Consider the following 18401-nt stretch of genomic DNA (forward strand, 5'->3'; position numbering starts at 1 on the left):
AATCAAAACTTTAAAGGCTTTTTTGGTTAATAAAAAAAGAAACAGTTCAAGCGAACTCTCTTTTTCTAAATCAGAATTATTTTCAGCATTGTGTTCTGTATTATAAACCTCTCAGCATCGTTATTGACAAACTACAAGTTAAATAAATTTAGAAGCTGATCCGTTTTTTTTACTATTCACAAATTGTAAAATAATAGGAATACAATGAGATTGTACTATTCAAAAAAAAAAACTGCTAAAAGTCTAAAATTGAAAACTTAGTTTACGAAACTAAATTTATCTTCAAACATCTGCCCAATAACCGGAATTGGTTTCTTTTGCTCATTCGCGGCATTGATGATTCCGAAAATCCATAAAATGAAAATCACGTAACCAATGTAACTTAAGAAATAAAGTGAAGGCACTATCGTTACAATAACCGAAAGCAGAATATTTACTACTAATGAGAAAAGAAAAATTCCGAAGCCTTGTTTAAGGTGATACGTTACAAGATCACTTTTTGGTGATACATCTTTGCTTTTTACGAAGGCTATGATCCATCCAATAATGGTAACGTAGCTCAGGATTGATAAGGTTTTATTATTCATGGTTCTATTTATTTGTATGATCCAAAAGTAGATACAATGAAAACAAAACAAAATAATCACTTTGTCATTGGCGGTTTTCAATTGGTATTTGCAGTACTTCAATACATAAGCAGTGTGAACAATTAAAATTAAATTTCATCTTTCATGAGTTTAAAAAACTGTTCCTTCTTTCCTCTCGAAATGGGTACAACCGATTTATCATTCATGTGAACCATTCCTTCCCGGGAATAACTCAAAATAGAATTTACATTAATTAAATGCGATTGGTGAACCCTGAAAAACATTGGTGAAAGCAAAATATCTTCATAGTTTTTTAAAGGCTTGGAAACCATAATTTTTCGGCCGTCTGTTAGAAAAAATGTGGTATACGAACCCGAAGTTTCGCATCGCAAAATCTGATCTAATTTAACTACATACATCGCTTCCTGCGTGGGCAGAACAAGTCGGTCCGGTGTTTTAGAAAGATTAGTCTGCAGTTCTGCCAGCTGTTGTTTTTCCAGAACTTTTTCCTCTAAAACCGCAATACGCTCAATAGCCATTTTTAATTCCAGCGGATCAATTGGCTTCAACAGATAATCTATAGCACTGTATTTAAAAGCATTAACAGCATGCTGTTCAAAAGCTGTTGTAAATATGAGATGAAACGAATGAAATGAAAGTCCCTGCAAAACCTCAAAACCAGTTCCGTCCTTCAGCATAATATCCATAAAAACTAAATCAGGTTTAAGTCTGTCGATCATTTTTTTTGCCTCATCAACACTCTCCGCATATCCAATTATCTGAATAGTATCGTTAGAAACCATTTCGAGCATAATAGACAAAGCTTCTCTCAATCGATGTTCGTCTTCAATAATTATCGTTTTATATATCATGATAAAATAGGAATATTTATAATTACAATAACACCTTGTCCGTCTGTTTCGATATCTCTTTCCTGGACCGTAAATCCGGCATTGGGATTTTCTTTTTGCATTTTAGACAATCTTTCGTCAGTAATTGTAGTCGAAAGAGATTGATGCGTATCGTTTAATTTTAATTTTCTTGAAGCCGCCAAACCTATTCCATTGTCTTTAATCGTACAAATTAAACTCTGATTTGTTTCATCTTCTTTAAAATAAATTTCGATCAAACCATGCACGTTATTTTCCTGGGGTTTTAAACCATGTTCAACCGCATTTTCTATAAAAGGCTGAATCAATAACGGAGGAATTAAAACTTCTTTTTCGACGTTTTCATCGCATTCAATAATATAGTCAAAACCATTATTTAAACGAAGCTGCTGCAGTTCGATGTAATTTTTCAGAGTATTGATTTCTTCTTCAAGAGAAATCGTTTCTTTTCGAGATTGTTCTAAAATCTGTCTCGTGAGCTTCGAAAATTTATTTAGATACGAAACTGCCGGAATTGTATCTTTCTGGAGAATCATACTTTGAATATTTCCTAAAGCATTAAAAATAAAATGCGGATCCATTTGCGAACGAAGTAATCTTCTTTCTAAAGACAAACGCGCCGCAAGATTTTCGATCGTTTCCTTTTCCATCAGCTGCATTTTAAGTTCGTTGTTGGCCTGTTCCTGTTTTAGAAAATCCTCACGGTTTTGATAATACCTCTGACGGTAATAATACGAACGAAACATAAATACGAGACCTATCAATAAAACTCCGGCAATACCGTAACCCAGTAGTTTATTCTTTTGTTCCAGTTCATTTTCTAATTCCAGCTGTTTAATTCTTTCTGCTTTTTTAGACGATTCGTACCTCGCCTCAGCATTTTGAAGCAATGATTGTGTTGACTCTTTATATTTTAACTGCGTATATTTTGCATAAAGCGTATCATAGTTGTAATAAGCCTGAAAATCTTTTCTTTTGACAGCAACATCTTTTAAACAGCTGTAAAAAGCAGCAAAAAGATAGTTATCTGTATACGGAAGGCTTTTTTGATAATTAATACCTTCAATAAAAAGAAGTTCTGCCTGACTATAATTTCCTTTTTGAGTTAAATAAAAACCTTTAAGTCCAATCGCACTTCGATAAATAATTCTCACATTGTACTTTTTAGCAATTGCCGTAGCTTTTTCTAAATTCATTAAAAAAGCTTTTTCATTAATTGGCTGCGGGCCTTTACTATAAAGATCGGCTAAATTTAAATAAGCAATTCCAATATTGCTTTTGCTTACAATTTTATCAGCATTTTTTTCTGCCAAAGCAACCGTTTCTTCAAAGAATTTTATTGCCGCTTCCCAATCAAATAAGCCGCCGGTTTCTAACTTATCACTCAAAAAGCCACCCAGTGCGAGCCTTGCATGCAGCTGACTCTCCGGATTACCTGATTTTTCTGCATGAATCATGGCTTCTCTCGCATACTTTTCTACTTTAGTCGGCGAAGCGGGCGAAAATAAATAGGATATATCCGATGCTATTTTAGCACATTGATCGTGTGCTTTTATTTTAGAGAATAACCTATAAGCTTCTAATAAATAATTAAGTGCCTGAGGTTTGTCTTCTATATACGATTTTAAAGCTCCCATTGCTGCAGATGCATGGGCCTTTGTCCTTATTTTTTTTACATGCTGCGAAAGATAAAAAGCAGTATCAGCATAATGCATAAACTCCTTTAAATCAAGTAGCCGCCGTTGTGTAAGCGCCAAATAAGCATAACAAATAACTTCGTCCTCTTTGTTCTTATTTAGCTGTGCTAAACTAAGAGCCTTCTGCTGTATTTTTAAGCACGAAACAGTGTCAGAAAAACGTTTGGCATAACCCTCGGCTGCCATTTTTTCGATAGGAGAAATACCCTGAGCCTGAATTTTGGATAAGGCTAAAAGCGAAAACAAAACATAAAAAAATAATTGCTGCTTTCGTAAATTAAATAAATCAATTGTAAAAATTTGGCGCATAAATAGTCGTAATTACTGGCAAAATACAAATTGTCAATATACTGACCAAACATTTTTAAGTGGTTTTTATTTGATAAAACATTAAAAAACAACAGCTTAAACAAGTTCAAAATCGAAGTGAAATCTCAATATATTTCAGAATTAACCAAATAAAAATCCAAATCCTCCATTTACCAATTCTCAATTGTTAATGGGCCGGCTATGAAGTAATCTTGTTCTAATAAATAATTTAAAATTTAAATCTATCATGAATAAGAAAATCCTTTCAATATTAGTAATCTGTTTTTGTTTTTTAGCTCAAATTTCATTTGGACAGAGCGATGATAAACGCACAAAAATAGAAATCTCAGTAAAAGACGGAAACAAAACCATTACGGTCCCTATACGATCTGCTACGGTTTCCTTTACCAAAGGGGAAAATTATAAGGATCCGGCTGATAAAACAAATAACAGAACTTACTTTTTCAATCTTGATTTTGAAAAACAAGATATCAATTTACTTCGCGCTTTTGCAACAAGTAAAGATGGTCTCGACGGACAAATTACAATGGTAGATACATATGGAAAAACACCATCCAGAAAATTCGAATTTAAAGGAGCCAAATTAGACTCCTTAAGCGATCAGCTAACAGGCGATTATTCAAGTTCTTATTATTCTTTATATTGCACTTTAATAATTATAGACGGCGTAACTATTCAATAAAATAGCGGCGTTAAGACAGAGTCCATTTCAAACTGTACAACATAAAAATTTGCATATGAAAATCAACAAAATCACTGCCTTATTATTTCTTACAAGCCTCCTGTTTTCATGTAATCTTTTTAATGACAGTCCCGATACGGTTTTTCAGCAGATTGGATTAAATGCTAATAAAGTTCCGTCAAGTTTTGAACGCATTTTTAAAGAATACCGTCAAATGAAAGCCAATGGAACTTTACAGACTCTGGCCGATGATAAAAAATCAATGCGCCCGTCTACCTGTGTTGAAGCAGTTAATTTTTACTACGGAGAAACATTTAAAGAAGACATTAAAAAAATTAATAATCTAAGTAAAACAGACGAAACGAAACCGATAATCAAAGCTGGAATTGAATTGTTTGAGTACGCTCAGGAAATACAACGAAATGATTTTCCAAAAATCGCCAAAATGATCGACGACGGAAAAACGGCAGAAGAAGTTGATCTTGCAGCAAGACATCTGGACAATACAAAAGGAGTTGAACTGGATAAAAAATATAAAAAAGTAATGGATCTGCTTTTACCATACGCCGACAAACATGGTGTAGAATACAAAAAAATATAACTAAAAGTCCTGCAGGGTTTTGAAAACCTTGCAGGACTAAAACATATAACATTCAAAAATCAATAATAAATGTTCAAAACAATACTTGATTTAGAATTGTCTATAATTTTTTCCAGCTTTTTAAAGAAAGCTTCGCTTACCATTGGGCATCCCTTGCTGTTAGAAATATAATAATCCTGTTCTTCATTTGGCACTGCCGAATAAGAATGCAGTACGATTGCTCTTTTCGCCGCATTGCTGTTCGTTTCATCTAATCCAGCCAATTTATAAGCTTTCCCAAACATTCCTTTATACGGCTTACCAATAACATAACGTCCTAAAGAAGTACATTTAGAATCAGGTTCATTACTGAATTTTAATTCTCCTCTAATACCCGTTTCAGAACCAGCACCATTTGCAACAAGTCCTTCTTCTAAAATTTGATTGTTGACTAAATCATAAACGAAAAATCTATTTTTACCCGACTTAATTCTCATATCAATAAAAAAGGCAATTTTTTTATTGTAAGAAGCGCTATTCTTCATGATGCTCTTTACTTCATCAAGATGATTATTAAATCTTTCAATTTCAAGATTTATTGGCTTAACCTCGTTTTCTTTTGGAAAACTAAAAAAGCTCATAGCAAAAAACAAAGCCAAACTGAATACCTTCATAAAAATCATTTTTAAATTTCGCCATGCAAATATAATATGCAAACGAAATCAAAAACACCCCATAAAAGACTGAAAAATAATAAAATAAGACTTTTTTTCTCGTCCGTATAATTGACATTGAAACATTTGATCATAAAAAAAAGACCTCAAATAGAGGTCTTTCGGTTTACTATATTTTCAAGCTTTTTACCAGCCCTTTACAGCACCGCCTTTAAATTCGCGAACTGCGGCCTGCTCTACTTCTGCAGATTGAAAAGCCTGTAAAAACTGTTTTACTTTTTCTTCGTTTTTGTTGTCTTCACGACTTACCACAAGATTCACGTATGGTGAATCTTTGTCTTCAATAAACAAAGCATCGCGTGCAGGAACCAATCCGGCTTGCGAAGCAAAAGTATTGTTTATGATCGCAATAGAAACATTAGCATCATCTAGTGCACGAGGTAATTGTGGTGCTTCTAACTCTAATATTTTTAAGTTCTTAGGATTACTTACTATATCTGTTACTTTAGGTAATAAACCAACACCTTCTTTTAGTTTTAATAAACCGTTTTTCTCCAAAAGCAATAGCGAACGACCTCCGTTTGTTGGGTCATTTGGAATAATAATCGTGCTTTCATTTTTTAACTCAGAAAGACTTTTGATTTTTTTGGAATAACCCGCAATTGGATAAACAAACGTTTTACCAATTATGGCCAGTTTATAACCACGTTGTTTAGATTGTTCGTCCAGGTATGGTTTATGCTGAAAAGCATTGGCATCGATATCGCCTTGGCTTAAAGCCTCATTTGGAATTACATAATCGTTGAAAGAAACTAATTCAACTTCTAATCCGAATTTTTCTTTCGCCACTTTTTTAGCAGCTTCTGCAACTTTTAATTCAGGTCCTGCTGCTACTCCAACCTTTATGTAATGCGGATCGTTGTTTTTACTTTTACCGCAATTTGCCACAACTAGAGACAAAGCAATTATTCCCGCTGTTTTTAAGAAATTTATTTTCATAACCATTCTTTTAATTTTAATTCTTAATTTTTAATTGATCATTATCTGTGGTCAAAATGTTTAGACAATTTGTCTCCTGCAAACTGAATCAGAAATACTAAAACAACAAGCAAAGCAAGCACTGAATTCATTGTTACGGCATCATAACCAATATATCCGTACTGATAACCAACTTGGCCTAAACCTCCTGCTCCAACTGCACCGCCCATTGCAGAATAGCCTACCAGCGTGATTAGAGTAATTGAAGCCGCGTTGATTAAAGAAGGCAACGCTTCTGGAAGTAATACTTTATATACGATCTGCAAAGGTGTTGCTCCTAAAGCTCTTGCCGCTTCTATTAATCCTGACGGAAGACCTAACAAACTGTTCTCAACCAAACGGGCAATAAATGGAGCTGCACCGATGCTTAACGGAACCAAAGCGGCACTTACACCAATAGAAGTTCCAACAATAGCACGCGTGAACGGAATCATCCAAACGATTAAAATAATAAACGGAATAGAGCGAAAAACATTTACCAAAACCGACAAAGTTCTGTTTAAAGCCGGCTGCTCCAGTATTTGATTTTTTCGCGTAAGAAAAAGCAAAACTCCTGCCGGAAGTCCGATTAGAAAGCCAAAAAAGCCAGACACAAAAGTCATGACAATGGTTTCCCAGGTTCCTTTTAATAATAAGTCAATAATAGAATCAGACATAACCTATAATTTCTGTTTTAATGTGTTTTGAAATAAAATATTGAATTGCAGCGTCGTAGTTTTCACGTTTTCCTGATAATTCAATCAGCATCACGCCAAAATTTACATCTCCGGCCTGATCCATTTGTGCACTTACAATTTTAAAATTGGTATCAAACAATCTTGAAACCTCTGAAATAACAGGTTCATTAACTGATTTTCCGGTCATTTCAAGCTTTAATAACGGATTTAAAGTTCCGTTATCTTCTCTCTGTAATTTTTCCTCGTAAACACTCGGAATTTCCAAATGCAGTGACGAAGCAATAAATTCTCTTGTAAGTTCATGTTTTGGATCTGCAAAAATTTCGCCTACACTTCCCTGCTCGATTAATTTTCCGTGGCTGATTACGGCAACTTCATCACAAATTGATTTTACCACTTCCATTTGATGTGTAATCAATAAAACAGTAATGTTTAAACGGCGGTTAATATCTTTCAGCAAATTCAAAATAGAACGTGTTGTGGCCGGGTCTAATGCGCTTGTTGCTTCATCACACAATAGAACTTTCGGATTATTCGCCAACGTTCTCGCAATGGCAACTCTTTGTTTTTGTCCGCCTGAAAGGCTTGCCGGATAATCATTTGCTTTTTCCGCTAAACCCACTAACTGCAATAATTCTAAAACACGAGATTTGATTTCGCCTTTTGAAGTGCCTGCTAATTCCAGCGGAAAAGCCACATTTTCAAAAACAGTTCTGGAAGAAAGCAGATTAAAATGCTGAAAAATCATTCCGATTTGTCTTCTTTCAATCGCCAGTTCAGCGTTTGACAATTGCATCAACGCTTTTCCATCAACGATAATTTCACCAGAAGTTGGTCTTTCCAAAAGATTAACGCAGCGAATCAGGGTGCTTTTTCCAGCACCTGAAGTTCCAATTACGCCAAAAATTTTCCCTGGAGGCACCGTAAGTGAAACATCTGATAGAGCCGCAACAATCCTGTCTTTCTGATGAAAAGTTTTGGTAACATTTTTTAATTCAATCATTTGTTCAAATTCAAATTTTAAAACAAAAAAGCCTTTCAAATCTTCATGAAAGGCTTTCCGAAATAAATAGTATTATTTTATATATAAGCCAGATCAGTGAATTCCATAGCATTAGTACAGCACATCATACGACAGCTATAATAATAATTCAAATTCTGGTTCTCGTTTCTCATTGCGGTTGCAAATTTAAACAGATATTTTTAATTTTTATGCATAAAACACAAAACTTTTATTAACCTATCAAAATAGTAGATTAACTACAACGATTGCTTCAATAAATTTAATTTCTCAATCTATTTTGAAGCGTCTAACAGAATCGCCAGTTGTATACAGGGCAATTCAGATCGATTGCTCCAGGCATGATTGGTTCCTCTTTGAACAACAATATCTCCGGCTTGCAGCAACGTCTCTCCATCATCCACAATTAAATAAATTTCTCCTGACAAAATGACGATATAATCTAAAGTATCGGTTTGATGCATCAACGGATGCGGCTGACCTTGTGCGGCTTCTATTCCTAAATCTTTATCGGGCGGAATCTGGACGTAACGAAAATAACTTCCGTTTTTTGGTGTCTGGGGAAAAGCCGTATTTTCGATTATTTTCTCTTCAAATTTTGCAGGTGTACTGTCTGTTGACCAGATATCAGAGATAATCAAACCCGGAAAGTGTTCAGATACATTTGTAACGATATTATCTTGTTCTATTATTGATTTTCCATTGCGTAAACCGGTTACGATGCGTCTTGGAATTGTTTTCATATTGATATTGATTTAATTTTAAACCTGCATTACTAGTTTTCTTCCCTGCGTTTTATTTTCACGTAAAATCGCAAGCGCATTCGTAACGGTTGAAACTTCTAAATTTCCTACCACTTTAATTGCAGGCGCTTTGATGATTTCATTTTCTAATAATAACCTTAACTGGTTCAATCCGTTTTTGTAATAGTCGTAGCGTTTTTCAAGTCCATACGCATAATTGGAGATATTTAAGATGGCTGCACTTTTACTAAAAAGAATGCCTCGCGATGATGGGGTAGAAAAATTAGTTACATCTATGTAAATCCCATTGGTTTTTAAAAGCCTGGCACCAATTTCGGCCACATTGTTTCCTACCAAATCCACCACAAAATCAAAACTTTTATTTTCGTTTAAAGAAAGTGCGGATTTATAGATCTCTTCTTTTTTATAATTAATAATTTTCTCGGGTTTAACACCCAGATCTAGTAATACTGCAATACTATTATCATTTCCTGCAGTAACTACAAAATTTTTATATCCGTTTGCAACAAGCAGTTTTACGAGCATATTACCCACTCCGCCTGCGGCGCCTGTAATGAATATCGAATCATACAAATTGGCATTCATACGGTTAAAGGACTGCAAAGCCGTTAAACCTGCTGATGGAATTGCTGCAGCTTCTTCAAAAGAAACATTTGAAGGTTTAAGCATAGTAATTGCCTCCGGAACGCAGATGTATTCAGCGTAAGTTCCGTTAGAGCCCATACTTCCTGATCCGCAGAAAACAGCATCACCTATTTTGAAATGGGTTACGTTTTTACCAATTGCCGATACGATTCCGGAAAATTCACGCCCGAGAACCGGAGAATGCACTAACTTTCTCTCAGACCCGTCTTCTGTCATTTGATAATCAATCGGATTAAAACCTGAAGCTTTAATTTTTACTTGAATCTGATGCTCTCCCGGCTGTGGAATTTCTATATTTTCTAATCGGAATTCTCGATTTTCCTGTAATACAACTGCTTTCATTTTTATCGTTTTATTATACAAAAGTATGAACGCTATGTTCTATTTTTGTTATGGGTTAACCTGAGGTAACCGGTTACCAAATAGAAACTAGTATGGCAAAAATTAATGATAACGGAACAATTCGCGAGGCAAACTGTTCTGAAGAACTTATGGCAATGCGCGATAGTCTGGATGTTTTAGGCGGTAAATGGAAACTGATGATTCTGCGATTCTTAACCAATAGAACGCATCAGGTTATTCATTTTAAGAAAATGCAGCGCGAAATAGATGGAATTTCGGCCAAAATGCTAAGTAAAGAACTTAAAGAATTAGAAATCAATTTACTTATTACCAGAACGGAACAAGATACCAAACCCGCTACAGTGGCCTACGCCATTACAGAATATGGTAAATCGGTGCTGCCTGTAACAGAAACTTTAGTAGACTGGGGACTTGCACACAGAGAGAAAATTATTGAATCTTTAAAATAATCATTTTCCTAACGCATAGAAATATAGCTTTTCGTTGTCAATAAAATGCTTTATTTCTATGTGCTAAAAAAATTAAATGCTTTAATCTAACTTAAACCATTCATTTACTTCATCAGTAATAGTTTCTTTAATTTCAGGGTTTTCAAATTCATTTGTAACGGAGTTATATTGATAATCTTTCTGCCATTTTTTAGAATGAAGTGCAACCTGTTCGATGGCATCGCAGATGAACAAAAGTTCATCGTTTGTCATAATTGGATGCAGAGATAAACGCACCCAGCCCGGTTTATTGGTTTGGTTTCTTTGCAGAAGTTCGTTTGTAATTGCTGCTGATTTTTTCTCATTGATGTTGAAAAGATAGTGCGCGTAAGTACTCGCACAAGACCAGCCGCCACGAACCTGAATTCCGAAACGGTCATTTAAAAGCCTTACGATTAAATTATAGTGAATATCTTCGATCACAAAAGACACGCAGCCAATTCGTTCTGTATTGAGATCGCCTAAAATAGACAAACCTTTTATTTTTTGGAGCCTTGAGAAACAAAGATCAAGCAGTTCTTTTTCTCGGTTTTTGATATTTGAAACTCCCATTTTGTCTTTTAATTCCAAAGCCAAAGCCGTTCTTATAACTTGTAGAAAGCCTGGTGTCCCGCCATCTTCTCTAACTTCTATGACATCGCTGTAACAATATTTCCCCAAGGGATTGGTCCATTTTACATTACCGCCGCCCGGATTATCCGGAAAATCAGATTTGTATAGTTTTTCATTAAAAACCAAAACACCGCAGGTTCCGGGTCCGCCTAAAAATTTATGAGGCGAAAAGAAAATAGCATCTAACTGCTGTTCCGGATCTTTAGGATGCATATCGATTTTTACGTAAGGCGCCGAAGCAGCAAAATCAACAAAACAAAGTCCTCCGTTTTGATGCATGATTTTGGCTAATTCATGATAAGGCGTGATAATTCCCGTAACATTCGAACAAGCCGTAAACGAGCCTATTTTTAAGCTTCTGTGAGCATATTTTTTAATTTCCTGAGAAAGAACATTAGGATCGACTAAATTGTTTTCATTAGGAGGCAGAATTACAACTTCGGCATTGGTTTCATACCACGAAACCTGATTAGAATGATGCTCCATGTGGGTGATAAAAACAACAGGCTTGTCATTTTCATCATTCGTTCTCAGCCCCATTATTCTTTGTAGTTTTGATAAAGCAGCCGTCATTCCAGTTCCGGTTGTAACCAGAACATCCGATTCGCTGGCGTTAACCGCCTTTTTTATGACATCTCTGGCGTATTGATAAGCATAAGTCGAAGTTTTTCCTGTCTGACTTGAAAGTGAATGCGTATTGGCAATCATTGGACCAATTTTATTAAGCATAATATCCTCAATCGGGCCGTATAATCTTCCGCTGGCAACCCAATCTGCATACAGCAGTTTTTGTTTTCCATAAACCGATTTAAAACTATGATCTACACCTACTGTATTTTCTCTAAATTTAGAAAAATAACATTCTGATTCAATTGGTTTTGTTTCTGTCTCAATAGCATTCATTTCCTTATCATTTTAATTAACTAAATTTTATTATTGATTTATTTTTTCTAAACACATATAAACATAGGATATTCACATTTTTGTCATCCTGACGAAGGAAGGATCTTCGTAAGAAACTCTAACCAGAATGTCTCCAGTCTTTGTCGAATTACTTATGTGATTTCTCTCCCGAAGCCTAGGGGATCGAAATGGCAAATTGAAGAAAGCTATGTTTGTTAAAACAAGTGAAACGCCTCTCTAGATAAAGAAAAACTATTGTCCCGAAGCCTCGGGGTGTGTTTAAAAAATTAATTTGCTTGTCCTAAAAGCGATTTAAGCGTAGTCTGCAATTCTTCTCCATGCAGGTTTTTTGCTACGATAATTCCTTTTGAATCGACTAAATAATTCCCCGGAATGGCTCTTACACCATATAATTTAGCAATGGCGCTGTTCCAGAAAAGCAAATCAGAAACGTGTAACCAAGTCAAATTATCATTCTGAATTCCTTTAATCCAGTTTTCTTTCTTTTTATCCAAAGAGATTCCAATAATATTGAAACCTTTATCGTGAAATTCCTTGTAAGCCGCTACGATATTTGGATTCTCTTTTCGGCAAGGACCACACCATGAAGCCCAAAAATCGACTAAAGTGTAACCTTTTAAATTCTCATAAAAACGAACTGGTTTACCTTCAGGATCAGTACTTGTAAAATCAGGGGCTTTTTTTCCAACCGCCAATCCGTTTAAAACGGTAACCAGTTCTTTTAGTTCTTTCACGTAAGTGGTATTTTGCAGACTTTTATCGAGTAAAGCAATGTTTTGTGTGATTTGTTCCGGCGATAATCGGTACGACCAGTTTCGGTACAATACATAAGCCGAAACAATTGATTTTGGGTTTTCTGTAATAAATTTACTGATTTCCAAATCTTTTGTTTTTCTATATGTATCGAATAAATTTTGAGAAGCAGAGCCTTCTACTATAGAGCTGCTATAGTATTTCTTCGGATTTAATTTTACCGTTATTGGGCCTTTTTCAAGGAAAATATACAAAGGGCTGCTTTCTGTATTGACACTTAAACCGTATAATTCCGGTATTTTTACTTTTGTTTTAAAACTAAAATTTCCGTCTTTCACTTTTACCGAATCTATAGTCGTAAACATTTTGTTGTGAAACTTCTGCAGATAAACGTATTGAGCAACCGTATCTGCAACAGTTCCTTGTAATTGCAGATTGCTTTCCTGCGCCTGAATTTGTATAACTCCAAAAAACAGAGCAAAGCCTAATAGTATGTTTTTTATTTTATTTTGATTGTTAAGTGACGCTTTCTCAACGCCGCCCGGTAAGATTTTTTTCATTGTAGTTTAGTTTAAGATTAGACAAAAGAATTCTACAGACCCATGCAAAAAAGGTCCAATAATAAATGTTATTTAAAAAGTAATATTAGAGGATATTGAATGTTTTCACATTCGGAAACCAGCAAGACTATTTTCTTCGAAAATTGAGTTTAAAAATTCATAGCTGGCGTATAAAAAATGGATTTCGGTTTTCATTTTTTAAAAAGATATAATTTTAACAATGATGACCTTATTCAGATTTTGAGGAAATCTTTCTTATCTGTCCGCCTGTGACGGAAGGATTTAGCACCTTATTCGGCAACAGGTTGCTAAGACGTCATAGGGCCTATTCCCTCAGTCTTTCTGGATAAGTATCATACAGAAGTTTTCTGTGATGCAAATATATATTAATTCTACCGAATTAGTAGTATTTAAAATCATTTTTTTGCTATTTATTTAAAAAAACTTTGCAAAGGCAATACAAAACACTGATTTTTAATTTATTATGAAATATTATAAATATTCCTAATTCTGTATTTTACAATGGAAATTCATACGTTTAAAGAAATATAAATCAACAAATTTGACTTTTTACTACTGAAAAAACATAAAAAAAACTCACTTCTTTTGAAATGAGTTTGTATCAGATCGATATAAAAGTATTGTTTGTCATTCGTCGAGATGACAAACAATATATTATAATTTTAAACTATTAAAATAAGCCGTAGTATCTTCAATTAAAGAATGCATCAATTCCTTGGCTTTAGTATGCTTTAAGATTGGTGAAATTTGTCCGCCCCAAAATAAGATCATATCCCACTTTTGCTGATCGAGTGCTGCTTTTCGTAATGGAGCGATAAAAGTAGTCTGCAATGGAAAAGGCAGAATGCCTGATTCTTTACCAATTAGGTCTTTTGCAATTCGGCTTGTGATACCACGCCCGAGTCTGCCTGTGTAAGCACGGGAAAGCGTTGTATATTTTGCTGCATCAGAGAATAACATTTCTCTATGAACAGGCAAAGCGTTTGACTCATCGACAGCTAAAAAAGCGGTTCCAATTTGAGCTGCGCTTGCGCCTAATGTTAAAGCTGCAGCAATTCCTTTACCATCAGCGATTCCGCCAGCTGCTATAATAGGAGTTTTAATTTTTTCTCGCATTAGCTGCAGTAAAACAAAAGTTCCGGTTACAGATGCTTCGGCATTGGTTAAAAAGGAAGGCCTGTGTCCTCCTGCTTCAAACCCCGAAGCGATTATCATATCGACACCTTTACTATCCAGAAAAACAGCCTCATCAAGAGTTGTAGCTGCGCCAACAGTAATAATTCCTAATCTTCGGCATTGTTCCAAAATATCATCTGAAGGAACACCAAACATAAAACTGAAGACCTTTGGTTTAACATCTAAAATCACTTCTAACTGGTTTTCAAATCTGGATTGAAATGGTGCTGGCTTTTCGGGTAACGGAATTCCTGCTTCATCATAATACGGCTTGAAAAGCGCTTTTGTTTTTTCAAATTGTTCATCGGTTAAACCACCATCCGGAACATCATGATCTGAAACCCAAAGATTAATATTATACGGCTTATTTGTGGCTGCTTTTATCTGCTTGTCGACTTCGTAAATTTCCTGTGGACTTAAAGTATAGGCTCCGTAACCGCCTAATCCGCCAAGATTAGAAACTGCCGCTGTTAATTCAACTGTTGACAAATTTCCGCCAAAAGGTCCCTGCAAAATTGGATAATCAATTCCTAATAGTTCTTTTGCTTTTGTATTGTACCACATTTCCTGAAAGTTTTAATTATTTGCTTGTATCAGTCAACATTTTATTGACAATGAGCCACGTTCCGTTAATCTTATGGAAAGATAAAAAATCCCGATAATTAAAGTCGTACATTTTAACATTTAATTCCGCTACGGCGATAGAATTTACAACGCTTATGTGCAGAATTTCTCCTTTAAAAGGTTTGCCCGAATCCTTTGGGCTTTGTCGGTTTTTTACGCCGTCCAGATACAAATCTATAGTTTTAAAATAAGGCTGTCCTTTTACATCTCCAAACAACAATGTTCCGGGTTGAAAAATACTGCCCAGCAATAATGCATCTCCTTCATAAATACCTTTAAAATAATAGTTTTCTATCGCATCGGTAATAGCCTGAATTTCTATTTGATTTTCCATTTTGTTAGTATTTTGAGCTTTTGTGCCCTGAAAAGTCCAGAGCACAAAAGCAGTTAATAAAATAGTTTTCACCTTAATTTAAATTATGTCCGGCACCTTTTCCGCCATCGACATTGATGATTGCTCCCGTTATGAAATTGCTTTTGGCAACGGTATAAACCATTTCGGCAACATCGTCAATCTCCCCTACTCTGTTTACCAAATGTAATCCTGCACTTTGATCTGCATTCTCACCATGCATAGGCGTACGGATTACCCCCGGAGCAACGGTATTAATACGAATATTTTGTTTGCCAAATTCAGCTGCTAATTGAATTGTCAACGCATGAATAGCGCCCTTACTTGATACAGGAGCCGAAGCCGGCCATCCGCCTAAACCGTGATTTACAAGAGGTGTTCCTATATTGATAACGACACCGTCTTTTTGCTGCAGCATTTGCGGTATCACAGATTGTGTTGTAAAATAAGTTCCTTTCAGGTTTGTTTTTAGAAATTTATCTAAATAGGCTTCATCTACTTCTAAAAATGGCTTGCTGTCGAATATTCCGGCATTATTAATTAATACATCAACTGAACCAAATTTTTGAAGTGCAATTTTAACCAGTTCTTCTCCCGTTTTTTTATCACTTACATCACCTGCAAATTTTGCCAGATTATCTCCCGCTCCAAATTCATTGAACGTTTTTTCTAATGCTGTTTCTGTCAACGAATTGATGACTACATTATCTCCTCTGTCTAAAAAATATTTAGCGATTCCTTTTCCAATACCAGATGCTGCTCCGGTAACGATTATAGTTTGTTTTTTCATGATTCTTATTTTTTATCGGCCGTAATGCCTTTTTCTCTTAATACTGAAACTTGTTCTCCGGCATAGCCCCAATCGTCTAATTCGATTTCCTGAATCACAACGTGAGTTAAATGCGGATCTTTATTTAATACCTCTGTAATCAGGTTGGTAATACCGCTGATTAGTTTTTGTTTTTGCCCTCGGGTTACTCCTTCTCGGGTCAATTCGATTTTTACGTAAGGCATGATGTTAGTTTCTAGATTGTCCTGAGAAAGCGGCTTCGGCAGTGATATTAAAATCAAGTTCAAAGTCGTTGTAGATTAAAGTATCTCCCAAATCTTTGAAGAAATTTCCTGAGCGGAATTTGATGTCATATTTGGTACGATCAATAATTAATTTGCCTGCAAAAGAAATACTATTGCTGTCGTTTTTTACTTCTGCTTCAAACCCAGCTGAATGTGTAATGTCTTTGATAGTCAGATTTCCTTCAAGATAATAAGTAGAACTTGATATTTCTTTTACACTTAAAATATCAAATACTGCAGTTGGGAATTTTTCAATAGAGAAAAAATCATCAGAAGCTAAATGTCCTGCGAATTGAGTATTTGTTGCAGGATCTGTAACGTCCAGAATTTTAATTGAGGTTGTATCGATGACAATATTTCCTCCGTTTATTTTTCCATCATTAAAGATGAAATTACCATTTTTGATACCAATTGTACCATTATGTGCACCGGTAACTTTTCTACCAGTCCATTCTACGCTGCTATTTGAGCTTACGATTTCAAAATTTATTGTTTCCATTTTTATTGTATTTAAAAGTACAATACAAAGGAACGACGGTTATGAAAATTGGTTACGTGATGTAGATCACATTCTTTTTTTTTAGGGGCTAAGGGGCTAAGTTTCTAAGGGGCTAAGTTTTTGTATAGAATTTAAAATAAAATAATCTGCTTATCCGCAACCCGGGCGATAGCGAAAAGGCGAAGCAAATCTGCGTGAAACAAAAATAACCCTTGAAATCCGTGGGCTAAAAAAATCAAGAATTATAAAGTCGGCTGAGAGTCTCTCTGGAAACACCTAAATAAGCCGCAATCAAATGCTTCGGAACTAAATTATACAATTGCGGATACAAGGCCAAAAGTTCTTCGTAGCGCGTTTTTACATTGTTATTCATAAACGATAAAAGTCTTTTTTGAGAAGCGATATAGCCTTTATTGGTTCTCCAGCGAAAGAAATGTTCTACCTGATGGAATTCGGCACAGAGTTTCTCACGGTCATTGTTAGAAAGACAAAGTACGACAGCATCAGTAATACAATCTACATTTATCGCAGCCGGAATTTGATTGTAAAGCGCATTATAATCAGATGTCCACCAGGTTGGCATAGCAAACTGCAGTATGTACATTTTGATTTCATCATTGATGTAAAAAGCTTTCAGACAACCCGAAATGACAAAATATTCACAATCTACTTTATCTCCTGCACTTATAATAGTCTGTCCTTTTTGAAAAGAGAGCATTTTGAAATGGGAGAAGAAATATTCGAATTGTTCTTCGGTCAGCGAAGCTGTTTTGGCGATATGTTCTTGTAAAAGTGCTTTGGCTTCCATTTTAAAAATTTGAATATCCGGTTTTGAAGTCTTTGTAAAGTTATAAAATCAAATGAACTTATCGATTGTCTATTTGGGATTTGATTTTGTCCGTTTCACCAAAATACAAATATGAAATCATACGGCGTTGACGCAATTTTGTCCTGTTTAACAACTTAAAATTTAAAATCATGAATGCAAAAACAACAAAAATTATTTATTGGACAGGAATTATTTTAACTTCTTTATGGTTTGGTGCCAGCGGTTTTTTTGAACTTACAACCAACAAACTGGTTTGGGAAATTACACAACAATTGGGTTATCCTGCTCATTTTATTTACATTCTGGGTGTAATGAAAATCTCAGGAGTCATTACCCTATTAATTCCGAATAAGTTATTACGATTAAAAGAATGGGTATTTGCGGGGGTATTTTTTGATATTATTTTCGCCTTCTTTTCAAAACTGGTTGTATTGGGTTTTCCGGCCACTATTGATGCAATCATTGCCTTTGTAATGGTAAGTGTTACTTATATAATGTTTAGAAGATTATATAGTGTAAGTTATATTGCAAGCTAATATTT

At 35.0% G+C, this 18401-nt stretch carries 21 protein-coding genes and 1 riboswitch; of the genes, 4 read left to right on the top strand and 17 right to left on the bottom strand.

Annotated elements, in window-relative coordinates:
• Nucleotides 1–257: 257 nt before the first annotated feature.
• The 3 genes from BKM63_RS19345 to BKM63_RS19355 form a co-directional block, all read right to left on the bottom strand.
• Nucleotides 258–587, bottom strand: coding sequence for a DUF4870 domain-containing protein (locus BKM63_RS19345; RefSeq protein WP_071638226.1), 330 nt, complete (start codon nt 585–587; stop codon nt 258–260).
• Between the two features lie 128 nt (nt 588–715).
• On the bottom strand, nt 716–1459 hold the full coding sequence (locus BKM63_RS19350) for a LytR/AlgR family response regulator transcription factor (RefSeq protein ID WP_207539281.1): 744 nt from the start codon (nt 1457–1459) through the stop codon (nt 716–718).
• Entirely contained in the window at nt 1456–3483 is a 2028-nt protein-coding gene (locus tag BKM63_RS19355; protein WP_071638228.1) for a sensor histidine kinase, read from the bottom strand. The genes BKM63_RS19350 and BKM63_RS19355 overlap by 4 nt, the downstream gene beginning before the upstream one ends.
• Before the next feature lie 247 nt (nt 3484–3730).
• Here BKM63_RS19355 and BKM63_RS19360 point away from each other — a divergent pair, with 247 nt between their 5' ends.
• Entirely contained in the window at nt 3731–4186 is a 456-nt protein-coding gene (locus BKM63_RS19360) for a hypothetical protein (RefSeq protein ID WP_071638229.1), read from the top strand.
• Nucleotides 4187–4241: 55 nt separating this feature from the next.
• A complete protein-coding gene (locus BKM63_RS19365) occupies nt 4242–4787 on the top strand; it encodes a hypothetical protein (protein WP_083572289.1) in 546 nt (181 codons plus the stop codon).
• Nucleotides 4788–4846: 59 nt separating this feature from the next.
• Here the strand turns inward: BKM63_RS19365 and BKM63_RS19370 are convergent, their stop codons facing one another.
• From BKM63_RS19370 to BKM63_RS19395, 6 genes are all read right to left on the bottom strand, one after another.
• Nucleotides 4847–5440 (bottom strand): murein L,D-transpeptidase catalytic domain-containing protein, encoded by a 594-nt coding sequence (locus BKM63_RS19370; protein WP_071638486.1) that lies wholly within the window; start codon nt 5438–5440, stop codon nt 4847–4849.
• A gap of 186 nt (nt 5441–5626) precedes the next feature.
• On the bottom strand, nt 5627–6439 hold the full coding sequence (metQ, locus tag BKM63_RS19375; protein WP_083572303.1) for a methionine ABC transporter substrate-binding lipoprotein MetQ: 813 nt from the start codon (nt 6437–6439) through the stop codon (nt 5627–5629).
• Nucleotides 6440–6480: 41 nt separating this feature from the next.
• Entirely contained in the window at nt 6481–7134 is a 654-nt protein-coding gene (locus tag BKM63_RS19380; protein ID WP_071638231.1) for a methionine ABC transporter permease MetI, read from the bottom strand.
• Entirely contained in the window at nt 7127–8158 is a 1032-nt protein-coding gene (gene metN / locus BKM63_RS19385) for a methionine ABC transporter ATP-binding protein MetN (protein WP_071638487.1), read from the bottom strand. The genes BKM63_RS19380 and metN overlap by 8 nt, the downstream gene beginning before the upstream one ends.
• Before the next feature lie 293 nt (nt 8159–8451).
• Nucleotides 8452–8919: a cupin domain-containing protein gene (locus BKM63_RS19390; RefSeq protein ID WP_071638232.1), complete on the bottom strand. Its 468-nt coding sequence runs from the start codon at nt 8917–8919 to the stop codon at nt 8452–8454.
• Nucleotides 8920–8937: 18 nt separating this feature from the next.
• Nucleotides 8938–9927 carry an NADP-dependent oxidoreductase gene (locus BKM63_RS19395; protein WP_071638233.1) on the bottom strand — a complete coding sequence of 330 codons (990 nt, stop codon included), beginning with the start codon at nt 9925–9927 and terminating at the stop codon, nt 8938–8940.
• A 92-nt stretch (nt 9928–10019) separates the two neighbouring features.
• On the opposite strand from BKM63_RS19395, the gene BKM63_RS19400 reads away from it, so the two are divergent.
• Complete coding sequence (locus BKM63_RS19400) at nt 10020–10397, top strand: winged helix-turn-helix transcriptional regulator (protein WP_071638234.1); 378 nt, start codon at nt 10020–10022, stop codon at nt 10395–10397.
• A gap of 81 nt (nt 10398–10478) precedes the next feature.
• On the opposite strand, the gene BKM63_RS19405 is transcribed toward BKM63_RS19400, so the two are convergent.
• From BKM63_RS19405 to BKM63_RS19440, 8 genes are all read right to left on the bottom strand, one after another.
• On the bottom strand, nt 10479–11951 hold the full coding sequence (locus BKM63_RS19405; protein ID WP_071638235.1) for an aminotransferase class V-fold PLP-dependent enzyme: 1473 nt from the start codon (nt 11949–11951) through the stop codon (nt 10479–10481).
• A 287-nt stretch (nt 11952–12238) separates the two neighbouring features.
• Nucleotides 12239–13285, bottom strand: a complete 1047-nt coding sequence (locus BKM63_RS19410) for a TlpA disulfide reductase family protein (protein WP_242661190.1) — start codon at nt 13283–13285, stop codon at nt 12239–12241.
• A 252-nt stretch (nt 13286–13537) separates the two neighbouring features.
• Nucleotides 13538–13638, bottom strand: a riboswitch (SAM riboswitch).
• Nucleotides 13639–13960: 322 nt separating this feature from the next.
• A complete protein-coding gene (locus BKM63_RS19415; protein ID WP_071638236.1) occupies nt 13961–15046 on the bottom strand; it encodes an NAD(P)H-dependent flavin oxidoreductase in 1086 nt (361 codons plus the stop codon).
• Nucleotides 15047–15062: 16 nt separating this feature from the next.
• Complete coding sequence (locus BKM63_RS19420) at nt 15063–15440, bottom strand: nuclear transport factor 2 family protein (RefSeq protein WP_242661191.1); 378 nt, start codon at nt 15438–15440, stop codon at nt 15063–15065.
• Nucleotides 15441–15513: 73 nt separating this feature from the next.
• Nucleotides 15514–16248, bottom strand: coding sequence for an SDR family NAD(P)-dependent oxidoreductase (locus tag BKM63_RS19425; protein ID WP_071638238.1), 735 nt, complete (start codon nt 16246–16248; stop codon nt 15514–15516).
• Nucleotides 16249–16253: 5 nt separating this feature from the next.
• Complete coding sequence (locus BKM63_RS19430) at nt 16254–16472, bottom strand: tautomerase family protein (RefSeq protein WP_071638239.1); 219 nt, start codon at nt 16470–16472, stop codon at nt 16254–16256.
• Between the two features lie 4 nt (nt 16473–16476).
• A complete protein-coding gene (locus BKM63_RS19435; protein WP_071638240.1) occupies nt 16477–17031 on the bottom strand; it encodes a YceI family protein in 555 nt (184 codons plus the stop codon).
• Between the two features lie 235 nt (nt 17032–17266).
• Nucleotides 17267–17839: a Crp/Fnr family transcriptional regulator gene (locus BKM63_RS19440; RefSeq protein WP_071638241.1), complete on the bottom strand. Its 573-nt coding sequence runs from the start codon at nt 17837–17839 to the stop codon at nt 17267–17269.
• A gap of 170 nt (nt 17840–18009) precedes the next feature.
• Here BKM63_RS19440 and BKM63_RS19445 point away from each other — a divergent pair, with 170 nt between their 5' ends.
• A complete protein-coding gene (locus BKM63_RS19445) occupies nt 18010–18396 on the top strand; it encodes a DoxX family protein (RefSeq protein WP_071638242.1) in 387 nt (128 codons plus the stop codon).
• Nucleotides 18397–18401 lie beyond the last annotated feature (5 nt).

This window comes from Flavobacterium johnsoniae (assembly GCF_001879205.1).
In the GTDB taxonomy this organism is placed as follows: Bacteria; Bacteroidota; Bacteroidia; order Flavobacteriales; family Flavobacteriaceae; genus Flavobacterium; species Flavobacterium johnsoniae_A.